The organism is Pseudomonas sp. GCEP-101 (assembly GCF_025133575.1).
Classification (GTDB): Bacteria; Pseudomonadota; Gammaproteobacteria; order Pseudomonadales; family Pseudomonadaceae; genus Pseudomonas; species Pseudomonas nitroreducens_B.
Genome location: NZ_CP104011.1, coordinates 2,105,464 through 2,124,423, shown reverse-complemented (window position 1 = coordinate 2,124,423; position 18,960 = coordinate 2,105,464). Strand labels below are relative to the sequence as shown.

22 protein-coding genes are annotated in these 18,960 nt (G+C 67.8%); 4 read left to right on the top strand and 18 right to left on the bottom strand.

The genetic code is table 11. The features are described 5' to 3' along the window. Positions 1-26: 26 nt before the first annotated feature. The 3 genes from N0B71_RS09610 to flgB are packed head-to-tail and all read right to left on the bottom strand — an operon-like array spanning position 27 to position 1,493. A complete protein-coding gene (locus N0B71_RS09610) occupies positions 27-695 on the bottom strand; it encodes a flagellar hook capping FlgD N-terminal domain-containing protein (RefSeq protein WP_259758561.1) in 669 nt (222 codons plus the stop codon). Next, the gene (flgC, locus tag N0B71_RS09605) at positions 695-1,123 is read right to left on the bottom strand and encodes a flagellar basal body rod protein FlgC (protein ID WP_259758560.1); all 429 of its coding nucleotides are present in this window, start codon (positions 1,121-1,123) and stop codon (positions 695-697) included. The genes N0B71_RS09610 and flgC overlap by 1 nt, the downstream gene beginning before the upstream one ends. 4 nt (positions 1,124-1,127) lie before the next feature. After that, positions 1,128-1,493: a flagellar basal body rod protein FlgB gene (gene flgB, locus N0B71_RS09600; RefSeq protein ID WP_259758559.1), complete on the bottom strand. Its 366-nt coding sequence runs from the start codon at positions 1,491-1,493 to the stop codon at positions 1,128-1,130. Between the two features lie 262 nt (positions 1,494-1,755). Between flgB and flgA the strand changes: the two genes are divergently transcribed. Next, positions 1,756-2,367 (top strand): flagellar basal body P-ring formation chaperone FlgA, encoded by a 612-nt coding sequence (gene flgA, locus N0B71_RS09595; RefSeq protein ID WP_259758558.1) that lies wholly within the window; start codon positions 1,756-1,758, stop codon positions 2,365-2,367. A 104-nt stretch (positions 2,368-2,471) separates the two neighbouring features. Here the strand turns inward: flgA and N0B71_RS09590 are convergent, their stop codons facing one another. The 7 genes from N0B71_RS09590 to N0B71_RS09560 all read right to left on the bottom strand — a co-directional run bounded on the left by N0B71_RS09590 (position 2,472) and on the right by N0B71_RS09560 (position 9,520). Next, positions 2,472-3,512 (bottom strand): ATP-grasp domain-containing protein, encoded by a 1,041-nt coding sequence (locus N0B71_RS09590; RefSeq protein ID WP_259758557.1) that lies wholly within the window; start codon positions 3,510-3,512, stop codon positions 2,472-2,474. A 203-nt stretch (positions 3,513-3,715) separates the two neighbouring features. After that, positions 3,716-4,645 (bottom strand): phosphatidate cytidylyltransferase, encoded by a 930-nt coding sequence (locus N0B71_RS09585; protein ID WP_259758554.1) that lies wholly within the window; start codon positions 4,643-4,645, stop codon positions 3,716-3,718. A 1-nt stretch (position 4,646) separates the two neighbouring features. Next, entirely contained in the window at positions 4,647-5,276 is a 630-nt protein-coding gene (locus N0B71_RS09580) for a lysophospholipid acyltransferase family protein (RefSeq protein WP_259758552.1), read from the bottom strand. A gap of 14 nt (positions 5,277-5,290) precedes the next feature. After that, on the bottom strand, positions 5,291-5,737 hold the full coding sequence (locus N0B71_RS09575; protein WP_259758550.1) for a hypothetical protein: 447 nt from the start codon (positions 5,735-5,737) through the stop codon (positions 5,291-5,293). Beyond that, positions 5,727-7,067 carry a phosphatase PAP2/dual specificity phosphatase family protein gene (locus tag N0B71_RS09570; RefSeq protein ID WP_259759517.1) on the bottom strand — a complete coding sequence of 447 codons (1,341 nt, stop codon included), beginning with the start codon at positions 7,065-7,067 and terminating at the stop codon, positions 5,727-5,729. The genes N0B71_RS09575 and N0B71_RS09570 overlap by 11 nt, the downstream gene beginning before the upstream one ends. 11 nt (positions 7,068-7,078) lie before the next feature. Beyond that, positions 7,079-8,836: a bifunctional alpha/beta hydrolase/class I SAM-dependent methyltransferase gene (locus tag N0B71_RS09565; protein ID WP_259758548.1), complete on the bottom strand. Its 1,758-nt coding sequence runs from the start codon at positions 8,834-8,836 to the stop codon at positions 7,079-7,081. Between the two features lie 63 nt (positions 8,837-8,899). Beyond that, positions 8,900-9,520, bottom strand: a complete 621-nt coding sequence (locus tag N0B71_RS09560; RefSeq protein ID WP_259758547.1) for a CDP-alcohol phosphatidyltransferase family protein — start codon at positions 9,518-9,520, stop codon at positions 8,900-8,902. A gap of 305 nt (positions 9,521-9,825) precedes the next feature. On the opposite strand from N0B71_RS09560, the gene lafA reads away from it, so the two are divergent. From lafA to N0B71_RS09545, 3 genes are all read left to right on the top strand, one after another. Beyond that, positions 9,826-10,707, top strand: a complete 882-nt coding sequence (lafA, locus tag N0B71_RS09555) for a lateral flagellin LafA (protein ID WP_259758545.1) — start codon at positions 9,826-9,828, stop codon at positions 10,705-10,707. Between the two features lie 292 nt (positions 10,708-10,999). Continuing rightward, on the top strand, positions 11,000-11,839 hold the full coding sequence (locus N0B71_RS09550) for a winged helix-turn-helix domain-containing protein (RefSeq protein WP_259758543.1): 840 nt from the start codon (positions 11,000-11,002) through the stop codon (positions 11,837-11,839). Next, a complete protein-coding gene (locus tag N0B71_RS09545) occupies positions 11,827-12,315 on the top strand; it encodes a hypothetical protein (protein WP_259758541.1) in 489 nt (162 codons plus the stop codon). Before N0B71_RS09550 ends, N0B71_RS09545 begins: the two co-directional genes overlap by 13 nt. 5 nt (positions 12,316-12,320) lie before the next feature. On the opposite strand, the gene N0B71_RS09540 is transcribed toward N0B71_RS09545, so the two are convergent. From N0B71_RS09540 to fliD, 8 genes are read right to left on the bottom strand one after another with little or no spacing between them, the layout of a single operon-like run. Next, on the bottom strand, positions 12,321-13,376 hold the full coding sequence (locus tag N0B71_RS09540; RefSeq protein WP_259758539.1) for an OmpA family protein: 1,056 nt from the start codon (positions 13,374-13,376) through the stop codon (positions 12,321-12,323). Continuing rightward, the gene (gene motA, locus N0B71_RS09535) at positions 13,373-14,245 is read right to left on the bottom strand and encodes a flagellar motor stator protein MotA (RefSeq protein ID WP_017521297.1); all 873 of its coding nucleotides are present in this window, start codon (positions 14,243-14,245) and stop codon (positions 13,373-13,375) included. Before motA ends, N0B71_RS09540 begins: the two co-directional genes overlap by 4 nt. Before the next feature lie 13 nt (positions 14,246-14,258). Next, the gene (locus N0B71_RS09530; RefSeq protein ID WP_259758538.1) at positions 14,259-15,011 is read right to left on the bottom strand and encodes a FliA/WhiG family RNA polymerase sigma factor; all 753 of its coding nucleotides are present in this window, start codon (positions 15,009-15,011) and stop codon (positions 14,259-14,261) included. A 6-nt stretch (positions 15,012-15,017) separates the two neighbouring features. Further along, positions 15,018-15,506, bottom strand: a complete 489-nt coding sequence (locus tag N0B71_RS09525; protein WP_259758536.1) for a flagellar basal body-associated FliL family protein — start codon at positions 15,504-15,506, stop codon at positions 15,018-15,020. Between the two features lie 44 nt (positions 15,507-15,550). Continuing rightward, positions 15,551-16,708: a flagellar hook-length control protein FliK gene (locus N0B71_RS09520; RefSeq protein WP_259758535.1), complete on the bottom strand. Its 1,158-nt coding sequence runs from the start codon at positions 16,706-16,708 to the stop codon at positions 15,551-15,553. A gap of 3 nt (positions 16,709-16,711) precedes the next feature. Next, the gene (locus N0B71_RS09515; protein ID WP_259758534.1) at positions 16,712-17,029 is read right to left on the bottom strand and encodes a hypothetical protein; all 318 of its coding nucleotides are present in this window, start codon (positions 17,027-17,029) and stop codon (positions 16,712-16,714) included. Then, positions 17,013-17,411, bottom strand: a complete 399-nt coding sequence (gene fliS, locus N0B71_RS09510; protein ID WP_184586270.1) for a flagellar export chaperone FliS — start codon at positions 17,409-17,411, stop codon at positions 17,013-17,015. Before fliS ends, N0B71_RS09515 begins: the two co-directional genes overlap by 17 nt. Further along, the gene (gene fliD, locus N0B71_RS09505; RefSeq protein ID WP_259758533.1) at positions 17,408-18,757 is read right to left on the bottom strand and encodes a flagellar filament capping protein FliD; all 1,350 of its coding nucleotides are present in this window, start codon (positions 18,755-18,757) and stop codon (positions 17,408-17,410) included. Before fliD ends, fliS begins: the two co-directional genes overlap by 4 nt. Positions 18,758-18,960 lie beyond the last annotated feature (203 nt).

Below are 18,960 nucleotides of genomic sequence, written 5' to 3'. Positions count from 1 at the left end.
CATCCTAGGAAGGGGGCAACAGGCGCTCAGGCGGCCTGGCCCTGGCTGAATTCGACGATCTTGTAGAAAGGCACGGAACCGGCGCCCTCGACCTCCAGCACCGGGCCATCGGCGCTGACGCGGACGTTGTGCACCAGGCCGGAGACCTCGATGCCCGGTGTCTCGCCGCTCTCGGTCTTCACCGCCAGGCTGTAGTGGCCGGGCTTCAGGCCCAGCGCCTGGGGGTCGACGGTGAAGGGCACGGAACCGGCTTCCTGCGGGCCGAGGGTGATGTCGGTGCGCACGCCGTTGGCATCGGTGAGCTGCAGCACGGTGGTGGCCGAGGCGTGTTCCAGGATGACCTGCCCGCTGACCTTGTCGCCGCCCAGCTGCAGGCTGTCGGCGCTGACCTTCACTTCCTGGCCGACCAGGCCTGCGGCAGTGAGGGTCTGCAGGTTGTCCATCAGCACCAGGTTGTTCTGCTGCAGGGTGGTCATGTTCTGCATGCTTTTGACCTGCGCCATGGCCGAGTACTGGTTGATGAACTCGGTGCTGTCCACCGGCTTGGTCGGGTCCTGGTATTGCACCTGGGCGACCAGCAGGGTGATGAAGCTGTTCTCCATGTCGGTCAGCTCGCCGAGGTTCACCGCCTGGCTGGGCGTGTCCGACGCGGTGCCGCTGGCGGAGCTGCGGGTGTCGTTGTTGACCGTGCTCATCAGGCGTCTCCCAGTTTCAGCAGGCTGGACTGCATGCTCTTCACGCGGTTGAGCACCTCCACGCCGGTCTCGAAGCTGCGGGTGGCGGACATCATGTCGGTCATCTCTTCGATCTCGTTGACGTCGGGGTAGTAGACGTAGCCGGTGGCGTCGGCCAGCGGGCTGCCCGGCTCGTAGCGGCGCTGCGGGGCGCGGCCGGAGGTCACCACGTCGAGCACCTGCACGTGGGCGCCGCCCATGCCGGTGCCACGGGTGAGCTGGTCGTTCTCGTAGACCGCGGCGAACATCGGCTTGCGCGCCTGGTACACGGCGTCCGGGCTGTTGGCGGCGGAATCGGCGTTGGCCAGGTTGCTCGCCACGGTGTTCAGGCGCACGGTCTGCGCGTTCATCGACGAGCCGGCGATGCGGTAGATGGAGTCGAATGCCATGGCGTCAGCGTCCCTCGATGGCCTGCTTGAGGCCGCGGAATTTCATGGTCAGGAAGGTCAGGCTGGTCTGGAAATCCATCGCATTGCGCGAGAACTCCGCCTGCTCGGTGGACAGCTCCACGCTGTTGCCGTCCTGGGAGGGCTGGTTGGGGATGCGGTATTTCAGATCCGGGCGCGCCGCGCCGGTGCTGGCCAGCAACACGCTGACGCTGTCCTGGCGCTGCATTTCGGCGGCGAAATCGATATCCCGCGCCTTGAAGCCGGGCGTATCTTCGTTGGCCAGGTTGGAGGCCAGGATTTCGCTGCGCTGCATGTGCAGCGAAAGGGCTCTCTCGTGGATACCCAGGGTTTCGTCAAACCGTATACTCATTCGTCCCCACCCACTCTCGTCGTTCGGCGTGCGAGGCGATAGAGCACGAACCATGCCGACCCTTGAAGGCCGCTTCATGTCGTTGATTTACAAGGCTTTACTCGCTCTATCCAGAGGCGCGGGCAACGCGGCTTTTCCGCTTTCGACGCGCCGTGCGAGGGAATGCGGAAAGGCCCTTTCCGCCTGCTTCCTCCTGCTGCCGGCAACGCTCGTCCAGGCCGATGATGCGCGCACGCAACTGGATGCCGCGGCGCAGCGACAGGTGGCCGCCGAGCTGAAGATCAGCGCCCGGAAGGCCGGCTGGAACGGCATGACCTTCACGCTGAACAACAACCTGCCCAACAGCCTCGCCAAGCTCGCCCCCTGCGCCGGCGAGCCGCAATTGCGCCTGCTCGAAGCGCCTTCGGCGCCCACCGCGCGGCGCCGCTTCGAAGCCAGCTGCGCGGGGCAACCCGGCTGGCCGGTGACCTTCATCAGCCAACCCACGCTGTACCTGCCGACGGTGGTGGCCAGCGGCGAGATCGAGCGCGGCCAGACGCTGGAGGCGGCGCAACTCAAGCTTGCGCCGGTGGAACTGGGCAAGAGCGCGCGGGGTTATTTCACCGACATCGCCGAGGTAGCCGGCAAGACCGCCCGCCGCCGTATCCGCGCCGAGCAGCCACTGACGCCGGCGCTGCTGGATGGCGCGCTGCTGGTGCGCCGCGGCCAGCAGGTGAAGATCGTCGCCAGCCAGGACGGCATCCAGGCCAGCGCGGTCGGCGAGGCACTCGCCAACGGCAAGCAGGACGAGGTGATCCGCGTGAAGAACCTGCGCAGCCAGAAGGTCATCGAGGCGAAGGTGATGGCATCAGGCGAGGTCAGCAGCCTCTTCTGATGCCCCCACGCGCCCTGTAGGAGCGGACTCCGTCCGCGATCGCCCACGCGGCGGGCTTCGAGCCAACAGAGGGCGATTGCCCACTCCCGCAAGGAGCTCCTCGCTCAGCGCTGCAGCGGCGTCAGGACATCGCGGACAGAGTCCGCTCCTACGCTCACCGGCAGTCCGCTGTGAGTCGTCACCTCCACCAGCCGCCGCGCATGGATGCTCGGCACCGGCAGCAGCGGTGCGTCCAGCGGCGCCTCGCGGAAGCAGCGCAGGTGGTTGGCCACCATGTCGTAGCCGGACAGGTGACTGAAGGCGATGCCACCGGAGAAGCGCGGGTTCACGTCCATCAGCAGCGCCTCGCCGTCCTGCACCAGGAACTCCATGTTGATGCAGCCGTTCACCCCGAGCACGCGAGCGACCTGCCCGGCCATCTCCACCAGCTGCGGGTCGGCCAGCATCTGCACGGTGAGGCCCGCGCCCGTGGGGGTGCGCACCAGCTCCTGGCGGGCCATGGCCGCCCAGGCGCCGGTACTCTGCTGGCGCACCACGTCCACCACGCAGACGTCCCCGGGCAGCAGCGGCTGCACGATGTAGTCGCGGCCGCTGAACCGCTGGCGCACATAGTGCAGGAAGTCCTCGTCGCGAACCTGCATCAGCCCTTCGCAATTGCGCCCGTCGCGCGGCTTGGCGATCAGCGGCAGCGAAAGCTCCGGACTGTCTTCCAGACGCCAGGTGGGGATGGTGCGAATCAGCGGATCGCCCTGGAAGGCCTGGTGCACCAGCCATTTGTCACGGGCGACGCGGATGGTCTCCAGCGGCTGCATGCACAGGGTGATGCCGCGTTCGGCGAACGCCTGGTGGTGCAGCGCGAAGGCGTCCACCTCGGGGTCGATCAGCGGCAGCACGTGGGTGACCTGCTCGGCATCGCAGATATCCAGAACCCGCTCGACGTACTCGGTGACATTGCGCGCCGGCGGAACCTGATGAAAGGCATCCAGCAGCGCGGAAGTGGCGCACCAGTCACGCGGCTGGGTATTGCTGCCCACCACTCGCGCGCCCCAGTGCTCCCGCAGCGAGGCGATCACTGCCTCGGCGGAGTAGGAGCCGATGGCCGTGACCAGGCAGGTGAAGGGGAAATCGGCGGCGGGACTGTTCAAGACGCCGCCCCGCCGGTGAGTTGCACGGTGTTCATCGCTTCATGGCTCCGCACGGGTTCGACTGCCCCGAGCACCCGCCGCCCTGCAGGAGTGGCGCAGCGGGTCGGCGCTCGGGAACCTTCATCACAAACCAGACAAGCGTAGCCTTGAAGCGGCGCTCCGGAGGGCCGACTGCGGAGCGCCAGGCGGATTTCCGACGGAAGTCAGGTCCACCAGTAGCGGACGAAATGGAAGAACACCGGCGCGGCGAAACACACCGAGTCCAGGCGGTCGAGCATGCCGCCGTGGCCTTCGATCATGTGGCCCCAGTCCTTCACCCCGCGGTCGCGCTTGATGGCCGACATCACCAGGCCGCCGAAGAAGCCGAGGATGTTGATCATCAGGGCGATCAGCAGCGCCTGCCAGAAGCTGAAGGGCGTGATCCACCACAGCGCGCCGCCGATCAGCGTGGCCAGCGTCACCCCGCCGACGAAGCCTTCCAGGGTCTTGGACGGCGACAGGTTCGGCGCGATCTTGCGCTTGCCCATCAGCTTGCCGCAGACGTACTGCAGCACGTCGGACAACTGCACGACGATCACCAGGAAGGCGATCAGCAGCAGGTTGCGCCCCTCGTAGCCCGCGATATCCAGGGTCAGCAGCGCCGGCACGTAGGAGATGCAGAACACCGCCAGCATCAGCGCCCACTGCACCTTCGAGGCACGCTCGAGGAAGTGCTTGGAGTCGCCGCCCAGCGAGGCGAGGATCGGCAACAGCAGGAAGGTGTAGACCGGGATGAAGATGGAGAACAGCCCGTACCAGCCAATGCCGATCAGCAGGTACTGCATGGGCAGCACGAAGTAGAACGCCGCCACCAGCGCCGGGTAGTCGCTGCGGCGCGTCGGCATCAGGGTGAGGAATTCGCGCAGGGCGTAGAAGGACACCCCGTAGAACAGCACGATCACCGCCCAGTAGCCGAGGGCGAAGGCGCAGCCGATCACCGCGACCATCACCCACCAGGCGTTGATCCGCGCGTTGAGGTTGTCGATGACCGCGTGCGGTCCGGGCGGCGCCTTCCAGCGCAGCACCGCGCCGACCAGCGAGGCGAGGACGAGGATGGCTCCGATGCCACCGAAGAGCAGCCAGGTCTGGTTCATCTCAACGACCCTCCGCCGTGGCCAGGGACAGCAACGCCTGGCGCGCGCGTTCAAGGAAGGCGTCCTTGTCCTCGCCCTCCTCGGCGACCAGCGGCGTGCCGAAGCTCAGGGTGCACAGCAGCGGCAACGGCAGCGCACGGCCCTTGGGCATCACGCGGTTGAGGTTGTCCAGCCACACTGGCACCAGCTCGACCTGCGGGTGCGCCCGGGACAGGTGGTAGATGCCGCTCTTGAACGGCAGCAGGCGCACTTCCTCGTCTAGGTTGCGCGTGCCCTCGGGGAACAGGATCAGCGAGTCGCCGTCGGCCAGGGCGCGTTCCACCGGCTCCAGCGGGTTGCCACCCTCGGTGCCGCGGGTGCGGTCGATCAGCACGCCGTTGAACACGCGGTTGATGATGAAGCCGCGCAGGCCGCCCTTGCCCCAGTAGTCCATGCCGGCGACCGGCCGGGTGCGCGCGCGCACCTCCGGTGGCAGCGAGGCCCAGAGCAGGACGAAGTCGCCGTGGCTGCTGTGGTTGGCGTAGTAGATGCGCTGCTGCTGGCTCGGCGTGGTGCCGATCCACAGGCTGCGCAGGCCGGTCACCGCACGGGCGCCGGCGATGATCGCGTAGGCGAAGAGTCGTTCCAGCATTCCGGGTACGTTCCTCAGGATTGGAAGGTCAGGGAGATCAGGCACAGCAGCGCCAGGAGCCACTGTGCCGCACAGAGCAGCGCCTGGCGGCGCAGCAGGGCGAGCGCGCCGCGGCTGCGCTCGCTCCAGGGGCGACCGGCGTGGGCCGCTGGCACACCGGCGTAGGTGGCCAGGGCGTCGTCCAGTTGCCGGGTTTTCTCGGCCAGCGCGTCGCCGGCATTGGCCATGGCCGCGAACAGGTCGGCGTCCAGCGCCACGCGCATGGCGTAGAACTTCTGCGCCAGGCCCAGCAGCACCAGCACCGCCATGCTCAGGCTGAACGCCAGGGTGGCGCTGGCCATCAGCACGCCGTAGAACCCCAGCGCCAGGGCCAGCACGGTCAGTGCCGAGGACAAGCCGTTGAGGCTGCTGCCGCGGCGCAACAGGCTGGCCACCAGAATCAGGCCCGGATCAACCGACATGGCTCACCTCCTCGGGGATGTGCGGCTGGCCGGCGATCTGCGCCAGCACCGCCAGGTGTTCGGCCTTGAGCACCACCTGCGGGCGCGCCCGGCGGATCTGCGCCAGCGCGTCCTCGACGGTTGTTGCGTGGCCGGCGCTCAGCAGCCAGGCCGCCACCAGCGTGGCGCTGCGCGAGTAGCCCAGCGCGCAGCACACCAGCAGCGGCCCCTCGGCATGCAACTGGCGGATCCGCTCGGCGCCCTGGCGGCACTGCTCGACGCTGGGCGCCACCAGGTCGAGCAGCGGCAGGCAGTCGTAGCGGCGCGTCAGCGCGGTACAGGGCAGCTCGGCGCACAGGTCGAGGATCGCCAGGCTCGGCGCATGCTGCGGCCGGCGCCAGTCCGGCAGGCGCCCCAGCCAGAGCCCGGGCAGCACTTCGTCCGGCTGCGGATGGCGGCGGGTCCACCAGCGCGCGTTGAGCCAGGCCACGAGCCAGTACGGCGCAAGCAGCCAGGCGACGGCCGTGGAGTGTCGCCCATCCAGGCGTTTCTGGAAGCCCACCGGGCCGATGCCCAGGTAGCACAGCGCAACCAGCGCCAGCGACACCGCCGGCCAGCACAGCCAGAGCCACGGGCCGGTGCCGCCCAGGGCCAGCAGCAGGCACAGCAGCGCCCCCGCGCCATACAGCCCGGCCAGTCGCCGCCGCTGCGGATCGTCGCTCAGGCGCCAGGCCTGCAGCGGCGAGCGGACTTCCCGCGGCCATAGCCAGACGCAGAAGAAGCCCAGCAGCGCGCCGGTGGGCACGTCGATGAAGTGATGCTGCCAGGTGGTCAGCACCGACACGCCGATCAGCGCGAACCAGCCATGCAGCAGCCAGCGCCAGGCGCCGCTGGCGTAGCGCCCGTAGGCGACCCAGAGGATCACCAGCAGGGCGATGTGCAGCGACGGCGCCTGGTTGAACGGCTTGTCGAAGCCCATCAGCAGGTCGAACAGCAGGCCGAAGAAGCCGTCGAGCATCGGCCGCTCGAAGCTGAAGCGCAGCGGGAACAGCAGGAAGCAGGCCACCGCCAGCACCTGCGCGGTGAGCAGGCGCAGGGCGTGGCAGTCCAGTCCGCGACGGGTGCGCGGCAGCAGGAACGACAGGCCATAGAGCAGGTCGATGGACCAGTACGGGATGATCGTCCAGGGCCACAGCGGCATGCCGTGCTCCCAGTCGAACACCAGCACACCGACCGACGCGCGCTGCCCGGCCACCCAGTTGGCGAAACCGTAGCTGAGGAAGAAGAACGGCCCCAGGCACAGCAGCCAGATCACCGCCCGGCGCAGGACACCGGGATCGCGCGCCGGCATCCGTGCAGCCATCAGCGGTGCTCCCGGCGCGCCAGGGAAACGGTGAAGATGCCGTCCTCGTCGATGCGCTGGGCGAGCTTGCGGAAGCCGGCAGCGGCCACCAGCTGGTCCATCTCCAGTTGCGTGCGGCGGCGCATGACCCAGGCCTGGCCGGCGCGGTGGCTGGTCAGGGCACGGGCGATCAGCTCCAGCTGCGGGTGCCAGGGCTGGCCGGTGTAGATCAGGTAGCCGCCCTCCTCCACCGCCTCGCCCAGCCCGGCCAGCGAGCCGCTGACCATGGCGTTGTCGGCGAACAGCTCGTAGAGGCCGGACACCACGGCCAGCGTCGGCTTCGGCGCCACGGCGGCCAGGTCGGCGCCGTCGAAGGCGTCGCCCTGGACGAAGCGTGCACGCTCCTTCAGGCCCAGGCGCTCGATCAGCGCCGAACCTTCGCGCACGTTCAGCTCGCTGTAGTCGCGCAGCAGCACGCTTTCGGGCAGCGGTTCGACGCCCTGCAGCGCTTCGAGGATGTAGCGCCCGTGGCCGGCGGCGATATCCAGGATGCGCACCTCGCGGCCCTGCTCGCGCAGGCTGGCCATGGCCAGGCGCAGCAGTTCCTCGATGTGCACCTTGCGCTGGCGGATGCCGCGCCAGCCGGCGGATTCCAGGTAGGTGCGGTCGATCATCCGGCCCACCGGCCCGGCCCCGGTGGGCTGGTTGCGGTAGACGTAGTCCAGGGTGCTGCCGGAGTCGAAGCCGGTCTGGAAGCCCAGGTTGATGCCGTCGGAGAGCAGCCGGCCCAGGCGCATGTTGGCGCGGGTGGCACGCCAGTAGAGGTCACGGATCGACCCGGTCGGCAACGGCGTGGCTAGGGCTTCGGCCTCGGCGCAGGTGTAGCCGAAGCGATCGGCGTCGCGCAGGTCCGCGCGTTCCGGTTCGCGGGCGAAACACTCGCGGATGAAGCGCCGCGCGCGGCTCACCGCCTGCTCGCGGTTGCGCTCGCCGAGGGTGTCGTGGAAGAAGCCGGGCAGGATGTGCAGTTCCTTGCGCGCCGTGCCGAGGTTGTCGAAGAAGCGCTGCTGCGGCTTGCGGTGCACCACGAAGTCGGCGCCGGAAATCAGCAGCTGGGTCGGCACCTGGATCGCCTGGGCATCGGCCACCACGCGGTCGGCGGCTTCGTACAGGCCCAGCAGCACGTTCACCGAAATGGCCTTGGCGATCAGCGGGTCGCTGTCGTAGGAGGCGATGCGCTCGGGATCGTGGGAAAGGAACTTGGCCTTCACGTAGCTGTTGACGAAGAAGTTGCCGCGCCACCAGCGGGCCAGTTTCAGCCCTGTGCGGGCGAAGGGCACGTAGAGCTTGACCTTGAACGCCGGCGAGGCGAGCACCAGGCTGCGGATGGGCGGTGCATAGTCGTGCACCCAGGTGGAGACGAGCACCGCGCCCACGCTTTGCGCCACCACCGCCATGTCGCTGATGGCGATGCCATGGACGGCGGCGATGTGCTCGACGAAGGTCTGCACGTCGCGCACGCTGGTGCCGAAGCTCGGGCTGTCGCCGCGGGCGCCGGGCGACTGGCCATGGCCGCGGGCGTCCCAGGCGAACACGTCGAAGCCGGGCAGGTCCAGCTCGTCGGCCAGGTGGCCGATGCGCCCGGAGTGCTCGTGGCCGCGATGGAACAGCAGCACCGCGCGGCGCGGCTCGTCGCTGGCGTCGGCAGCCGGCCAGTGGCGGTAGAACAGCTCGACGCCGTCATGGGTAACGAAATGGTGATTCGAAGACTCGCGCATAACTTCCTCTGTTCGATGGCTTGCGGGACTGTCCGGTCCCTGTCCTGAGATGACGGCGCGGGCTCAGCCGGCCGTTGGCTGCTTCAGTTCGGCCAGACCCTGGCGCACCCGGTTGACGATAGTCAGCACCAGCAGCAGCGCCACCAGCGCCAGCAGTGGATTCAGCCAGGCCAACGGCAACTGCCCGACCGCCACGCAGACACCGAACACGCCGAAGCACAGCGCGCGGTCGCTCTTGCCCATGGGCCCGTCGTAGCGCCGCGAGGCGCCGACCATCACGCCGAGCACACCGGCGTATTCGCTGATGATCGCCAGCACCACCACCAGCACCACCAGCCCCGGCGACACGCCAGCCAGCAGCGCGAACGGCAGGTACAGCGCGCTGTCGGCGATCACGTCGGTGAGTTCGTTGAGGTAGGCGCCAAGCTTCGACTGCTGGCCGAACTCGCGGGCGAGCATGCCGTCCATGGCGTTGAGCGCCATGCGCAGGAACATCCACAGGGGGATCAGCAGGAACATCCAGGCGTGGCTGGCCAGCAGCGCCACGGCGAGGGCGACCAGCAGCGAGAGGCCGCAGGCGCCCAGCGTCACCTGGTTGGCGGTGACGCCACGCTCGTACAGGCGGGTGACCAGGGGGCGGAGCAGGTTCTGGAAGCGCGACTTGAGCTGGTAGACGGAGATCATGGAGATCCTTCTCGAAATGCGTGACGGGCCGTTCAGCTGAACGATCCACAGCCTTGTGGACCCAGGGAGCTTAGCCGCACCCGGGCACGAAGGCTGTCAGATACGTCTCAACAACATAGATGACCGATCCTGGGCAAAAGGACACATGCCGTAGGCCACAACTGTCAGTCAGGCGCTGGCCGGTATCGCCGGAATCCCCGCGCCAAATTTTTTTCGTCCGCCCTTAATCCTTCCCCGCGAGCTGTCGCCTTACCCCTTCAGCAGGCACAACGCCGGCTTCATTCAGCTCATACAGGAAGTCCACCATGGCCTTGTCGATTCAAACCAACTACTCCTCCCTGATCACCCAGACCAACCTGGGCAAGACCAACGGCCTGCTGGCCACCAACCAGCAACGCCTGGGCACCGGCCTGCGCATCAACTCCGCCGCCGACGACGCCGCCGGCCTGCAGATCGCCACCCGCCTGAACGCCCAGTCCCGCGGCATGGACGTGGCCATGCGCAACACCAGCGACGCCATCTCCCTGATGCAGACCGCCGACGGCGCATTCAGCGAGCTGACCGACATCACCCAGCGCATGAAGGACCTGGCCACCCAGGCCGCCAACGGCACCAACTCCACCGACGACGGCAAGGCCCTGTCCGCCGAGTTCAACGAGCTGGGCAAAGAGCTGACCAACATCATCGCCAACACCAAGTTCGCCGGCGACAACCTGTTCAGCGTTACCGGCACCGCCGGCAAGTTCGGCACCGCTGGCGGCGTGACCTTCCAGATCGGCGCTGACAAGGCCGAGACCCTGAACGTAGACGTCACCACCCAGCTGGGCGCCGTGACCACCGCCCTGGGCGCGCTGACCACCCAGTTCGCCGCCACCCCGGCCGCCGGCACCGAGCTGGAAACCATCACCGGCGCCAACGGCTCCATCGACAAGGCCAACGATGCCCTGGACGCCATCGGCGCCCTGCGTGCGCAGTTCGGTGCGAACATCAACCGCCTGCAGCACACCTCCAACAACCTGGCCAACATGAAGGACAACACCGACCTGTCCAAGGGCCGCATCATGGACGCCGACTTCGCCGTCGAAAGCGCCAACATGAGCAAGAACTCCATGCTGATGCAGTCGGGCATCTCCATGCTCAAGCAAGCGGGCCAGATGCCCAGCATGATCATGGGCCTGCTGGGCTAAGCCTTGGCTCGCGCGAAGCGCCCCCCGCTTCGCGCACCCTGATCCCGCGACGCCCCGCTTCGGCGGGGCGTCGTGCTGTCTGCGGGTACGCTGACAGACGGCGCGGCGCCCCCGGCCGGCGCTACGGCCCCTCTGCCCCGGCGCTTTCGTCGCGATTGTGAAAAGTGCAAGCACGGGTGTGCAAAATTCAGAACTTGCACGCACATTTTTCTGACGCCAAAATAATGCCTCTGCCTCCATGAACCCATGGAGTTTCCCCGCGACCGTCTAGGGAGCGGCTCGCAAGGGCACGATGAACACACTCACTTCCACGCTACCGGACAGTCGGCCGATCACCTGCCTGACCCTGCGCACCGGGCGTTCCGATTGCGTCGCACAGTTCTATCCCGCGCTCTACCAGCTCGACCTCGACCGAGACGGCCAGGTGGAACGCATCGACCTGGGCTTTTCCGGCAGCCGCGTGCTCGAACGCTTGCTGCAGAGCCCGGGTGACGTGGTCGCGCGCGACGAACTGCTGACCCATGCGTGGTCCGACCGGGTGGTCGGCCAGGGCAGCCTCAACCAGCAGATCTACACCCTGCGCCAGGTGCTGGCGGACGAGAAGCAGCGGCAGATCATCCAGACGCTGCCGCGCCGCGGCTACATGTTCAACCCGCAGTACCTGGTCAGCCCGCCCGACGAGGCGCAAGAGAGCGTCACCGATGCCAGCCCGGACGCTGCCGCACCGCAGCCAACCTACGCTGCACCGACGATCAGAACGCCGAATCCCCGGCGCCTGAAAATCGCCGCGGCGAGCCTCTGCATCCTTGGCCTGCTGGGTCTTTCCGGGGCGTTCTACTACACCCAGGTCCGCAGCCCGGTGCTCACCGCCGAACAGAACGTCGGTACGGTGCAGATCACCTATGTCGAAGACAACGAACAGGATCTGCAGCGCCTGATGAGCAACACCCGGCCGCTGGCCCGCCAGCTGGCCGACCTGGCGACCCGCCCGATCGGCCTCATGCTGCACATGACCTCGGGTTTCTACGAGCTGGTCTGCGTGCAACCCGAAGGGCATTCCAACTGGCTGCTGATCCACGAGAGCCAGGTCGCCCGGATTCCCCAGGAGCAGCTGCGCAAGTGCCTGAACTGACCCTACGCCGCCAGGCCGGCGTGGCCCGCCGCTGCCTGCTGATCTCGCTGTTCGGGATCACCTGCCTGACCCTGGCGCTGGGCATGCTGTGGAAGCATGCGCGCAACACCTCGGCCATCGACGGACGCTACGTCTCCTCCGGCCAGGTCCTGCTGGGCAACGGCAAGGTGCTGGAGATCGCGCAGACCACCATGTTCCATGAGGGGCGCTTCTACTCGATGATCCAGCAGGACGCCAACATCCTGGAAGTCTCCGGCCTGGTCGGCAACGACCTGGGCGGGCGCTACCAGCTGCAGGTGGAAGAGAACAGCATCAGCAACCTGCAGGCCGACAGCGGCCTGGACAGCGAGCTGATCTTCAACCTGCTCTACGGCCGCCAGCGCGGCGCGCGCATCACCCTCGAACCCCTGGGCAGTTGCCTCTACGGCGTGGAAACGCGCCAGGTGTTCTGCCCGCGCCAACTGCGCCAGCGCTGATCGTTTCACAGCTTCAAGGTCGACGGCGGCGCGGCGGCAGGCGCGGCCGGCTCGGCCGCTGCTGATACCGGCGGCTGCGGCTGCGGCTGCGGCTGCGGCTGCGGCTGCGGCTGCGGCTGCGGCTGGATGAGCTTGGCGCCCGACGCCGAGTAGTGCACCTGGGCGTAGCTTTCGCCGAAGATTTCCCGGTACAGGCTCTCCGCACGCTGGGTCAGCAGGAGGATTTCGATGCGCCGGTTGGCGCCGTTCTGCGGGTCTTCCGGGCGCAGCGGCATGACGTCGGCCTGGGCCGCCACCTGCAGCACGTGGGCAGCCGGCAGGCCGCTGTCGACCATCACGTTGCGCGCGCGCAGGGCGCGGTCGCCGGAGAGGTTCCAGTTGTTGTAGCCGTCGGCCCGGCGGTACTGCACGGCGTCGGTGTGGCCGCTGAGGATCAGCTTGTTCTGCACCTTCGCCAGCACGCCGGAGAGCGCGCCGAGCAGGGTCTGGAAGTGCGGGTCGAGGGTGGCCTGGCCGCGGGCGAACATGAAGCGCTGCTGGTCGTCCTTGATCAGGATGCGCAGCCCCTGCGGCACCACCGTCACCTCGATGTTGGCCAGCGCATCGACCGTGCCCGACACCTGGCGGATCAGTTCGGCCAGCTCGCGCAGGTCCTCGGTGCTGTCGTACTGGCGGCCGTCGGCGTCGTGCAGCGCGGACGAATCCTTCGCCTGCTCGCCCGCCTTGCCCTGCTTTCCCACGTCCAGCGCGAGCTGCGGCGCGGGCTTATCCGGGGTCTTGATCGGCTGCGGCATGCCGTCCAGCTCGATGGGCGTGCGGCTGGCGCCATCGAACACGCCGGCGCCGCCATCCACCACCGGGTTGGCGTCCTGGTCGCCCACCGCCACCGGTTGCGGCTCGGTCTGCGGGTGAACGATCCACAGCACCATGAACAGCGCCATCATCGCCAGGGTGAAGTCGGCGAAGGCGACCTTCCAGGCGCCGCCGTGTTCATCATCGTGGCCCTTCTTGCTGCGGCGCTTGATGATGACTTCGCTGTGCTTGTCGGCGCGCTTCTTCATGCTGCGTCCCGCTCTTCCTCATAGCGGGTGACCCAGGTTTCCAGCTGCTTGAAGGCCGGCTTGACGTCCTGCTCGATCAGCTTGCGGCCGGCGTCCACCGCCAGCAGCGTGGGCTTGCCGGCGACGTGGGCGACCAGCGTGGTGCGCACGCACTCCAGCGCCGACAGCTCGGTCTTCACACGCTGCGACATGGCGTTGGACAGCGGGTCCATCAGGCAGTAGCAGACGAAGATGCCGAAGAACGTGCCCACCAGCGCGGCGGCCACGTGGGCGCCGATCTCCGCCACCGAGCCGCCGATGTTGCCCATGGTGATGATGATGCCGAGGATCGCCGCGAGAATGCCGAAGCCGGGCATCGCCTCGCCGACCTTGTGCAGCGACTTGGACGGCTGCAGCAGGGCGTGCTCCATGGCATCCAGCTCCTGCTCGAGGAAGCCTTCGAGCTCGTGGGCGCTGATCTTGCCCATGGCCATCAGGCGGAAGTTGTCGGCGATGAACGCCATCAGGTTCTTTTCCTGGAGGATCAGCGGGTAGCGGGCGAACAGGTCGCTCTGCTCCGGCTCCTCGATGTGCGCGTCGAGCACCTTCAGGCCGCCGACGTCGACCATCTCCAGCAGCTCGTAGAGGAGCATCAGCAACTGGCGCTGGAATTCCTCGCCACGGCGCTTGAAGACGAACACGCCCTTGATCTGCGAGCACATCTCCAGCAGCACTTCGCGCGGGTTGGCGACGACCAGGGTGCCCAGGCCCGCGCCGAGGATGATGACCATTTCCGCCGGCTGCCAGAGCGCGCGCATGTCGCCGTGGGCCATGGCGTAGCCGCCGAGCACGCAGGCGATGATGATCAGGGCGCCGATGATTTTCTGCATGGTGATGGGTTCTTCAGAGGGTGTCGGGGTCGTTGAGGAAACGGCTGCACTTGCCGATCGCCTGCTTCATCAGCTGGCAGATGCGCGCATCGGTCAGCTCCAGCACCAGGGCGATTTCCTTGAGGTTCAGCTCGTGCTGGTAATACAGGTTGAGGATCAGCCGCTCGCGTTCGTTGAGGCGCTCCAGCGCCTGGGCCAGCAGGCGCTCCTTGAGCACCCGCTCCTCCAGCGCATCGCCGCTGCCCTGCACGCCGTCATGGCCGTTCTGCAGCAGCGCATCGAAGCTCTCGATGGCTTCGGAGGACTCGGCGCGCAGGTAGTCCTGGTAGCCCGCCTCGTCGAGGCCGGTGGCGGCCAGCACCTCCTCGTCGCTGGGGACGCGGCCCAGCTGGCGGGCCAGCGCGCGGATCGCATCGCGCACCTTGTGTGCCTGCTGCCGCACCTGGCGCGGGCGCCAGTCCTGGCGGCGCAGCTCGTCGAGGATGGCGCCGCGGATGCGCAGCGCGGCGAAGCGGCCGAACTGTTCGTCCGGCTCGCCGTAGCGACGCAGGCCTTCGAGCAGGCCCATCAGGCCGATCTGCTCCATGTCTTCGCGGTCCAGCACCTGGTTGGCCTGCAACGACAACTGGCTGACGATGCGCCGCACCAGCGGCAGGTACTGCATCATCCAGCGCTGTTCGGCCGCCGGCGACAGGCGCGCGTGGCCGCCGTGCTCGCCGGCGTAGTCGTAGGCAGGGTCGACGGCGGGGCCGCGAAGCGCGTGCATGGCGGCCTACTGGACGATCATCTTGCTGAGCATCACGTGCTCGAACGGCACCACCACCTTGCGCGCGGCAAAGTCGTCGATCACCGCCTTCTCCAGGCGCGCCTGCACCTCGGAGATGGGCATCGCGCGCAGCACCTCGAACTTCTCCGGGGTCAGGTTGGCGACCACCGAGCTGCGCACCATCGGCGCCACGCTTTCCAGCTTCTTGCGCTCCTGCTCGGCCTTGGCCTGCAGCACCAGGTCGATCACGAAGTAGTGCTCGCGGTCTTCGCCACGGGAGCTGACGATGATCTTCTCCACCGGCACGAAGAGGTATTCGGCGCTCTCCTGCTCATCCTCTTCCTGGGCGTCTTCCTTGCCGCCGTCCTTGTCGGAGGCTGCGGCGACGGGGGCGAGGCTGGCGGACTTGATCATCTTGTAGTTGACGAACACGCCGCCCAGCACGACGGCGATATTCACGATGAGCATCAGTAGAACGAGACGCGGCGTGGACATGGGCTTTCTCGAAAAATCCTGTGTGGGTACGGGCCGCGGGCGGCCTACACGGTAATCAGTACGTCACGCTCGCCACGCGGCGCGGAGCGCTCGCCGGGCTGTGCGTCACGGGGGTTGGCGGCGACCGCCTGCTGTTCCTCGGGCACGCGCTGGCGCTGCGGCTGGCCCTGCTGGCCCGGCTGCGAATCGGACGACACCTGCACGTTGACCTGCAGGAAGTTCTGCCCGACCAGCTCCTGGCGCAGACGCTCGCTGGTGTTCTGCAGCAGGCGCGCGACATCGCCGTTGGAGGCCGAGATCTGTACGTTGAGTTGCCCGGCCTCGTGGCGGACGAGGATTTCCATGGCGCCCAGCTCCGGCGGATCGAGACGGATGGTGGCGTTCTGCACGCGCTGGCTGAGCTGCAGTTCGACGTTGTCGCGCAGCGCCGTGACCATCTGCTCGCCCCAATGGGCGTCGTTGTTGCCCTTGAGGTGCAGCGGCCGGTCGAACAGCGGTGCGGCCGGCGGCGTGGCGGCGGCCTGGGGGCTGCCGTCGGTGGCCGGCAGGCGCGGCTCGAGGGCCGCGGCCGGCAGCGTCGGCACGCTGGCATCGGGTGCCTGAGCGGCGGTCGCCAGGTGCTGCTGGAGCAGGGTCTGCGCCTGGCTCTGGGTCGCTTCGCGGGGCGCCGGGGCGGCGGGCCTGGCCGGCTCCTCGGGCAGTTCGGCCGGGGGCAGCAGCACATCCTCCGGCTTGACCGCGGCAGGCGCCGGCTGCGCGGGCGTAGCGAGCGCCTGGGTGGCGAAACCGGCGACACGGGCGCTGGTCTGCGCCGGCGGGTTGTCCCGCGCCTGCACCACCAGCCCGGCCTGGCTGAGCATGCCGGCGAGCCAGCTCTCGGCGCCGGAAGGCGATGCGTCGCCAGGGGCGGCCGCCTGGGCCTCGCTGTCGCGTCCTTCTTCGACGGGCAGCGCCTGCGCCGGCAACGGTAGCGCGGCGTCCGTCGGCAGCGGCTCCTCGGCCCGGGCGGTATCGAACTGGGCAAGGAAGGATGGCACGCTGAGGGTTCGCTCGACGACGTTCGACGGCGCCGGTTGCGGCGCGCGCAGGCTCGTCACGGCGGCAGCGCCGGCATCGTCGCGGCGCGCCTCCTGCGGGCGCGCCTCGGCCAGCGGCGCGTCGCGCCCGGAGGCAGGCAGGGGTTGGGTCGGCAGTTGGATCACGGTCTATCGACCCTCCTGGTACGTATCCACCTGCATGTACGCCGAGCGGCCCTCGGCATACTCCAGGTGCGAGAGCAGGAGGCGGCGCAAGCGCTCGCACTCCTCGGCGCAGGCTTGCGAGGCCTGCTCGTGCAGGCGCTTGAGGTGCTTCTTGGCCAGCAGGACATCGGCCGCCAGGCTCGCCTGCGACGACATCGCCACCAGTTGCGCGCGAATCGCCAGGTCAACCTGCCCCATGGCTTTCCAGTCCTTGCGCTGCAGCGCCGCGCCGAGCTGTTCGTACAGCTCGAGCAGGCGCTGGCGATCATCCACGTGCGGCACTCACGCCCTCCCAGCCTTCACGCAGAATGCCCAGCAGGCGCACGACTTCATCGATGCCGGCGACCTCCAGCGACACGCTGACGTCGGAGAGCCGGTAGATGCAGTAGTCGTACAGCCGCGCCAGGCCCTGCACGGTCTCGCCGCCGTTCTCGTAGTCGAGCGCGCCGTTGAGGCCGTTGAGGATGTTCAGGCACTTCTCCAGGGAGCGGCCCTTCTGCTGGTAGCGCTTGTGCTCGATGTGCCCGCGGGCGCGGGCCAGTTCGTCGAGCAGGCCGTCGAACAGCACCAGCACCAGTTCGTAGGGCGAGGACGAGGCGGCCTTGGATTCCAGGTCGATCATCCGGTAGCTGTCGTAGCTTTCGTTCATGCCGTAGGCGCTCATCCGAACATCCCGCTGGTCTGGTCCATCGACTGCATGGTCTGCATCATCGAGGTGTATTGCTTGAGGTAGCGCGCGTAGTAGGTGTCGTACTGCTTCTGCAGGTTGTCGTAGTCGTCGTTGACGCGGCTGAGGCTGTTGTTCAGGGCGTCCTTGCGGTTCTTCATGACGCCATTGACGCTGTTGGTGTACACGGCGACGCCCTTGTCGAGGCTGTCGAGCAGGTTGCCCTTGCCCATGAACAGCTTGTCCAGAGCCTCGGGGTCGCTGGCGATGGCCTTCTCGAAACGGGTCGCATCGAGGGTCAGCTTGCCGCTGCGGTCGGCGCTGATGCCCAGGGTGATCAGGTTGGCGCCGCCGAAGCTGGTGCGGACCATCTGGTTCAGCGCGTTCTCGATGGCGCGCACGCTGGAATCGCCCGCCAGGGCGCCGCGGGCGTTGCCGTTCTGGTCGCCGGCGGCGGTGAGGCTGTCGATGGTGCCGGCCAGGGCGTTGAAGGCGTCGATGAAGGTCTGCACCTTCTTCTTGGTCTCGCTCTGGTCCTGCGCGACGGTCAGACGGATCGCCTGTTCGCCGGACTTCTGCGCCTGGGTGAAGGTGGCGCTGACGCCGTCGATGATGTTGTCGAAGGTGTTGCTGGCGTTGGTCAGCAGCATGCCGTTCTCGCCCCCCAGGCGAACGCGGGCGTCCTGCGCCTTGGACAGCTCCTGGGGGTTGCCGATGGCGTTCTCGAAGGCGCCATTGGCGCTGTCGGTGCCGCTCAGCGACAGGCTGATGGCGTTCTGCGCGCCGGACTTCTCGGCGCCCAGCACCAGCGAGACCTGGCCGTTGCTGCGCACCAGGGTGGCCTTCACGCCGGTGTTGTCGGTGGCCTTGTTGATGGCCGCGGCCAGCTCGTCCAGCGAGTTGGCGCCGTCGCCGTCGGTGTCGATCTTGCTCAGGTCAATGTCGAAGGATTTGCCGTTCTGGGTCAGGGTCAGGGTGCCCTGGGTGTCGATATCGCTGGTCTGCAGGCCGGAGAACGACAGCTGGTGGCTGGTGGCGAGCTGCTCGACGAAGAAGTCGTAGCTGCCGGGCACGGCGTTCTTGTCCACCTTGGCGGTCAGGTAGCCGTCCTTGCTGGTGGTGGCGCTGTTGACCAGCATGCTGCTGTTGCTGCCGGTCACGCCCTGCAGGCTCTTTACCGCCGAGGAGAAGGTCTTGAGCGCCGACTCGAGCGAGGTCACCGCGGTCAGCTGGGACTGGTACGACGTCTTGTTGCGGTCGGCCTTGTTCAGGCCGTTCTGCACTTCGTACGTGGCCAGCTGCTGGGCCATGCTTTTGACGTAATCGGAATCTATGGTCGCCATCTGAATCCACCTCTTTCATCCGGGCAGAGCAATTACGGTGCCAATGCCGGAGGGCCCGTCACTCGGGGCTTTGCGGGTTGACCAGGGAGAAGTCCAACTTCCGCCCGGCGTGGTTTGGCGCGCAGCGGGAAGCGGTATTTCCGCCTGCCGCCCACGCGCGCCCTGATGCAGGGAAAGGGCGACCGTGGGACGGGATTCGTTAA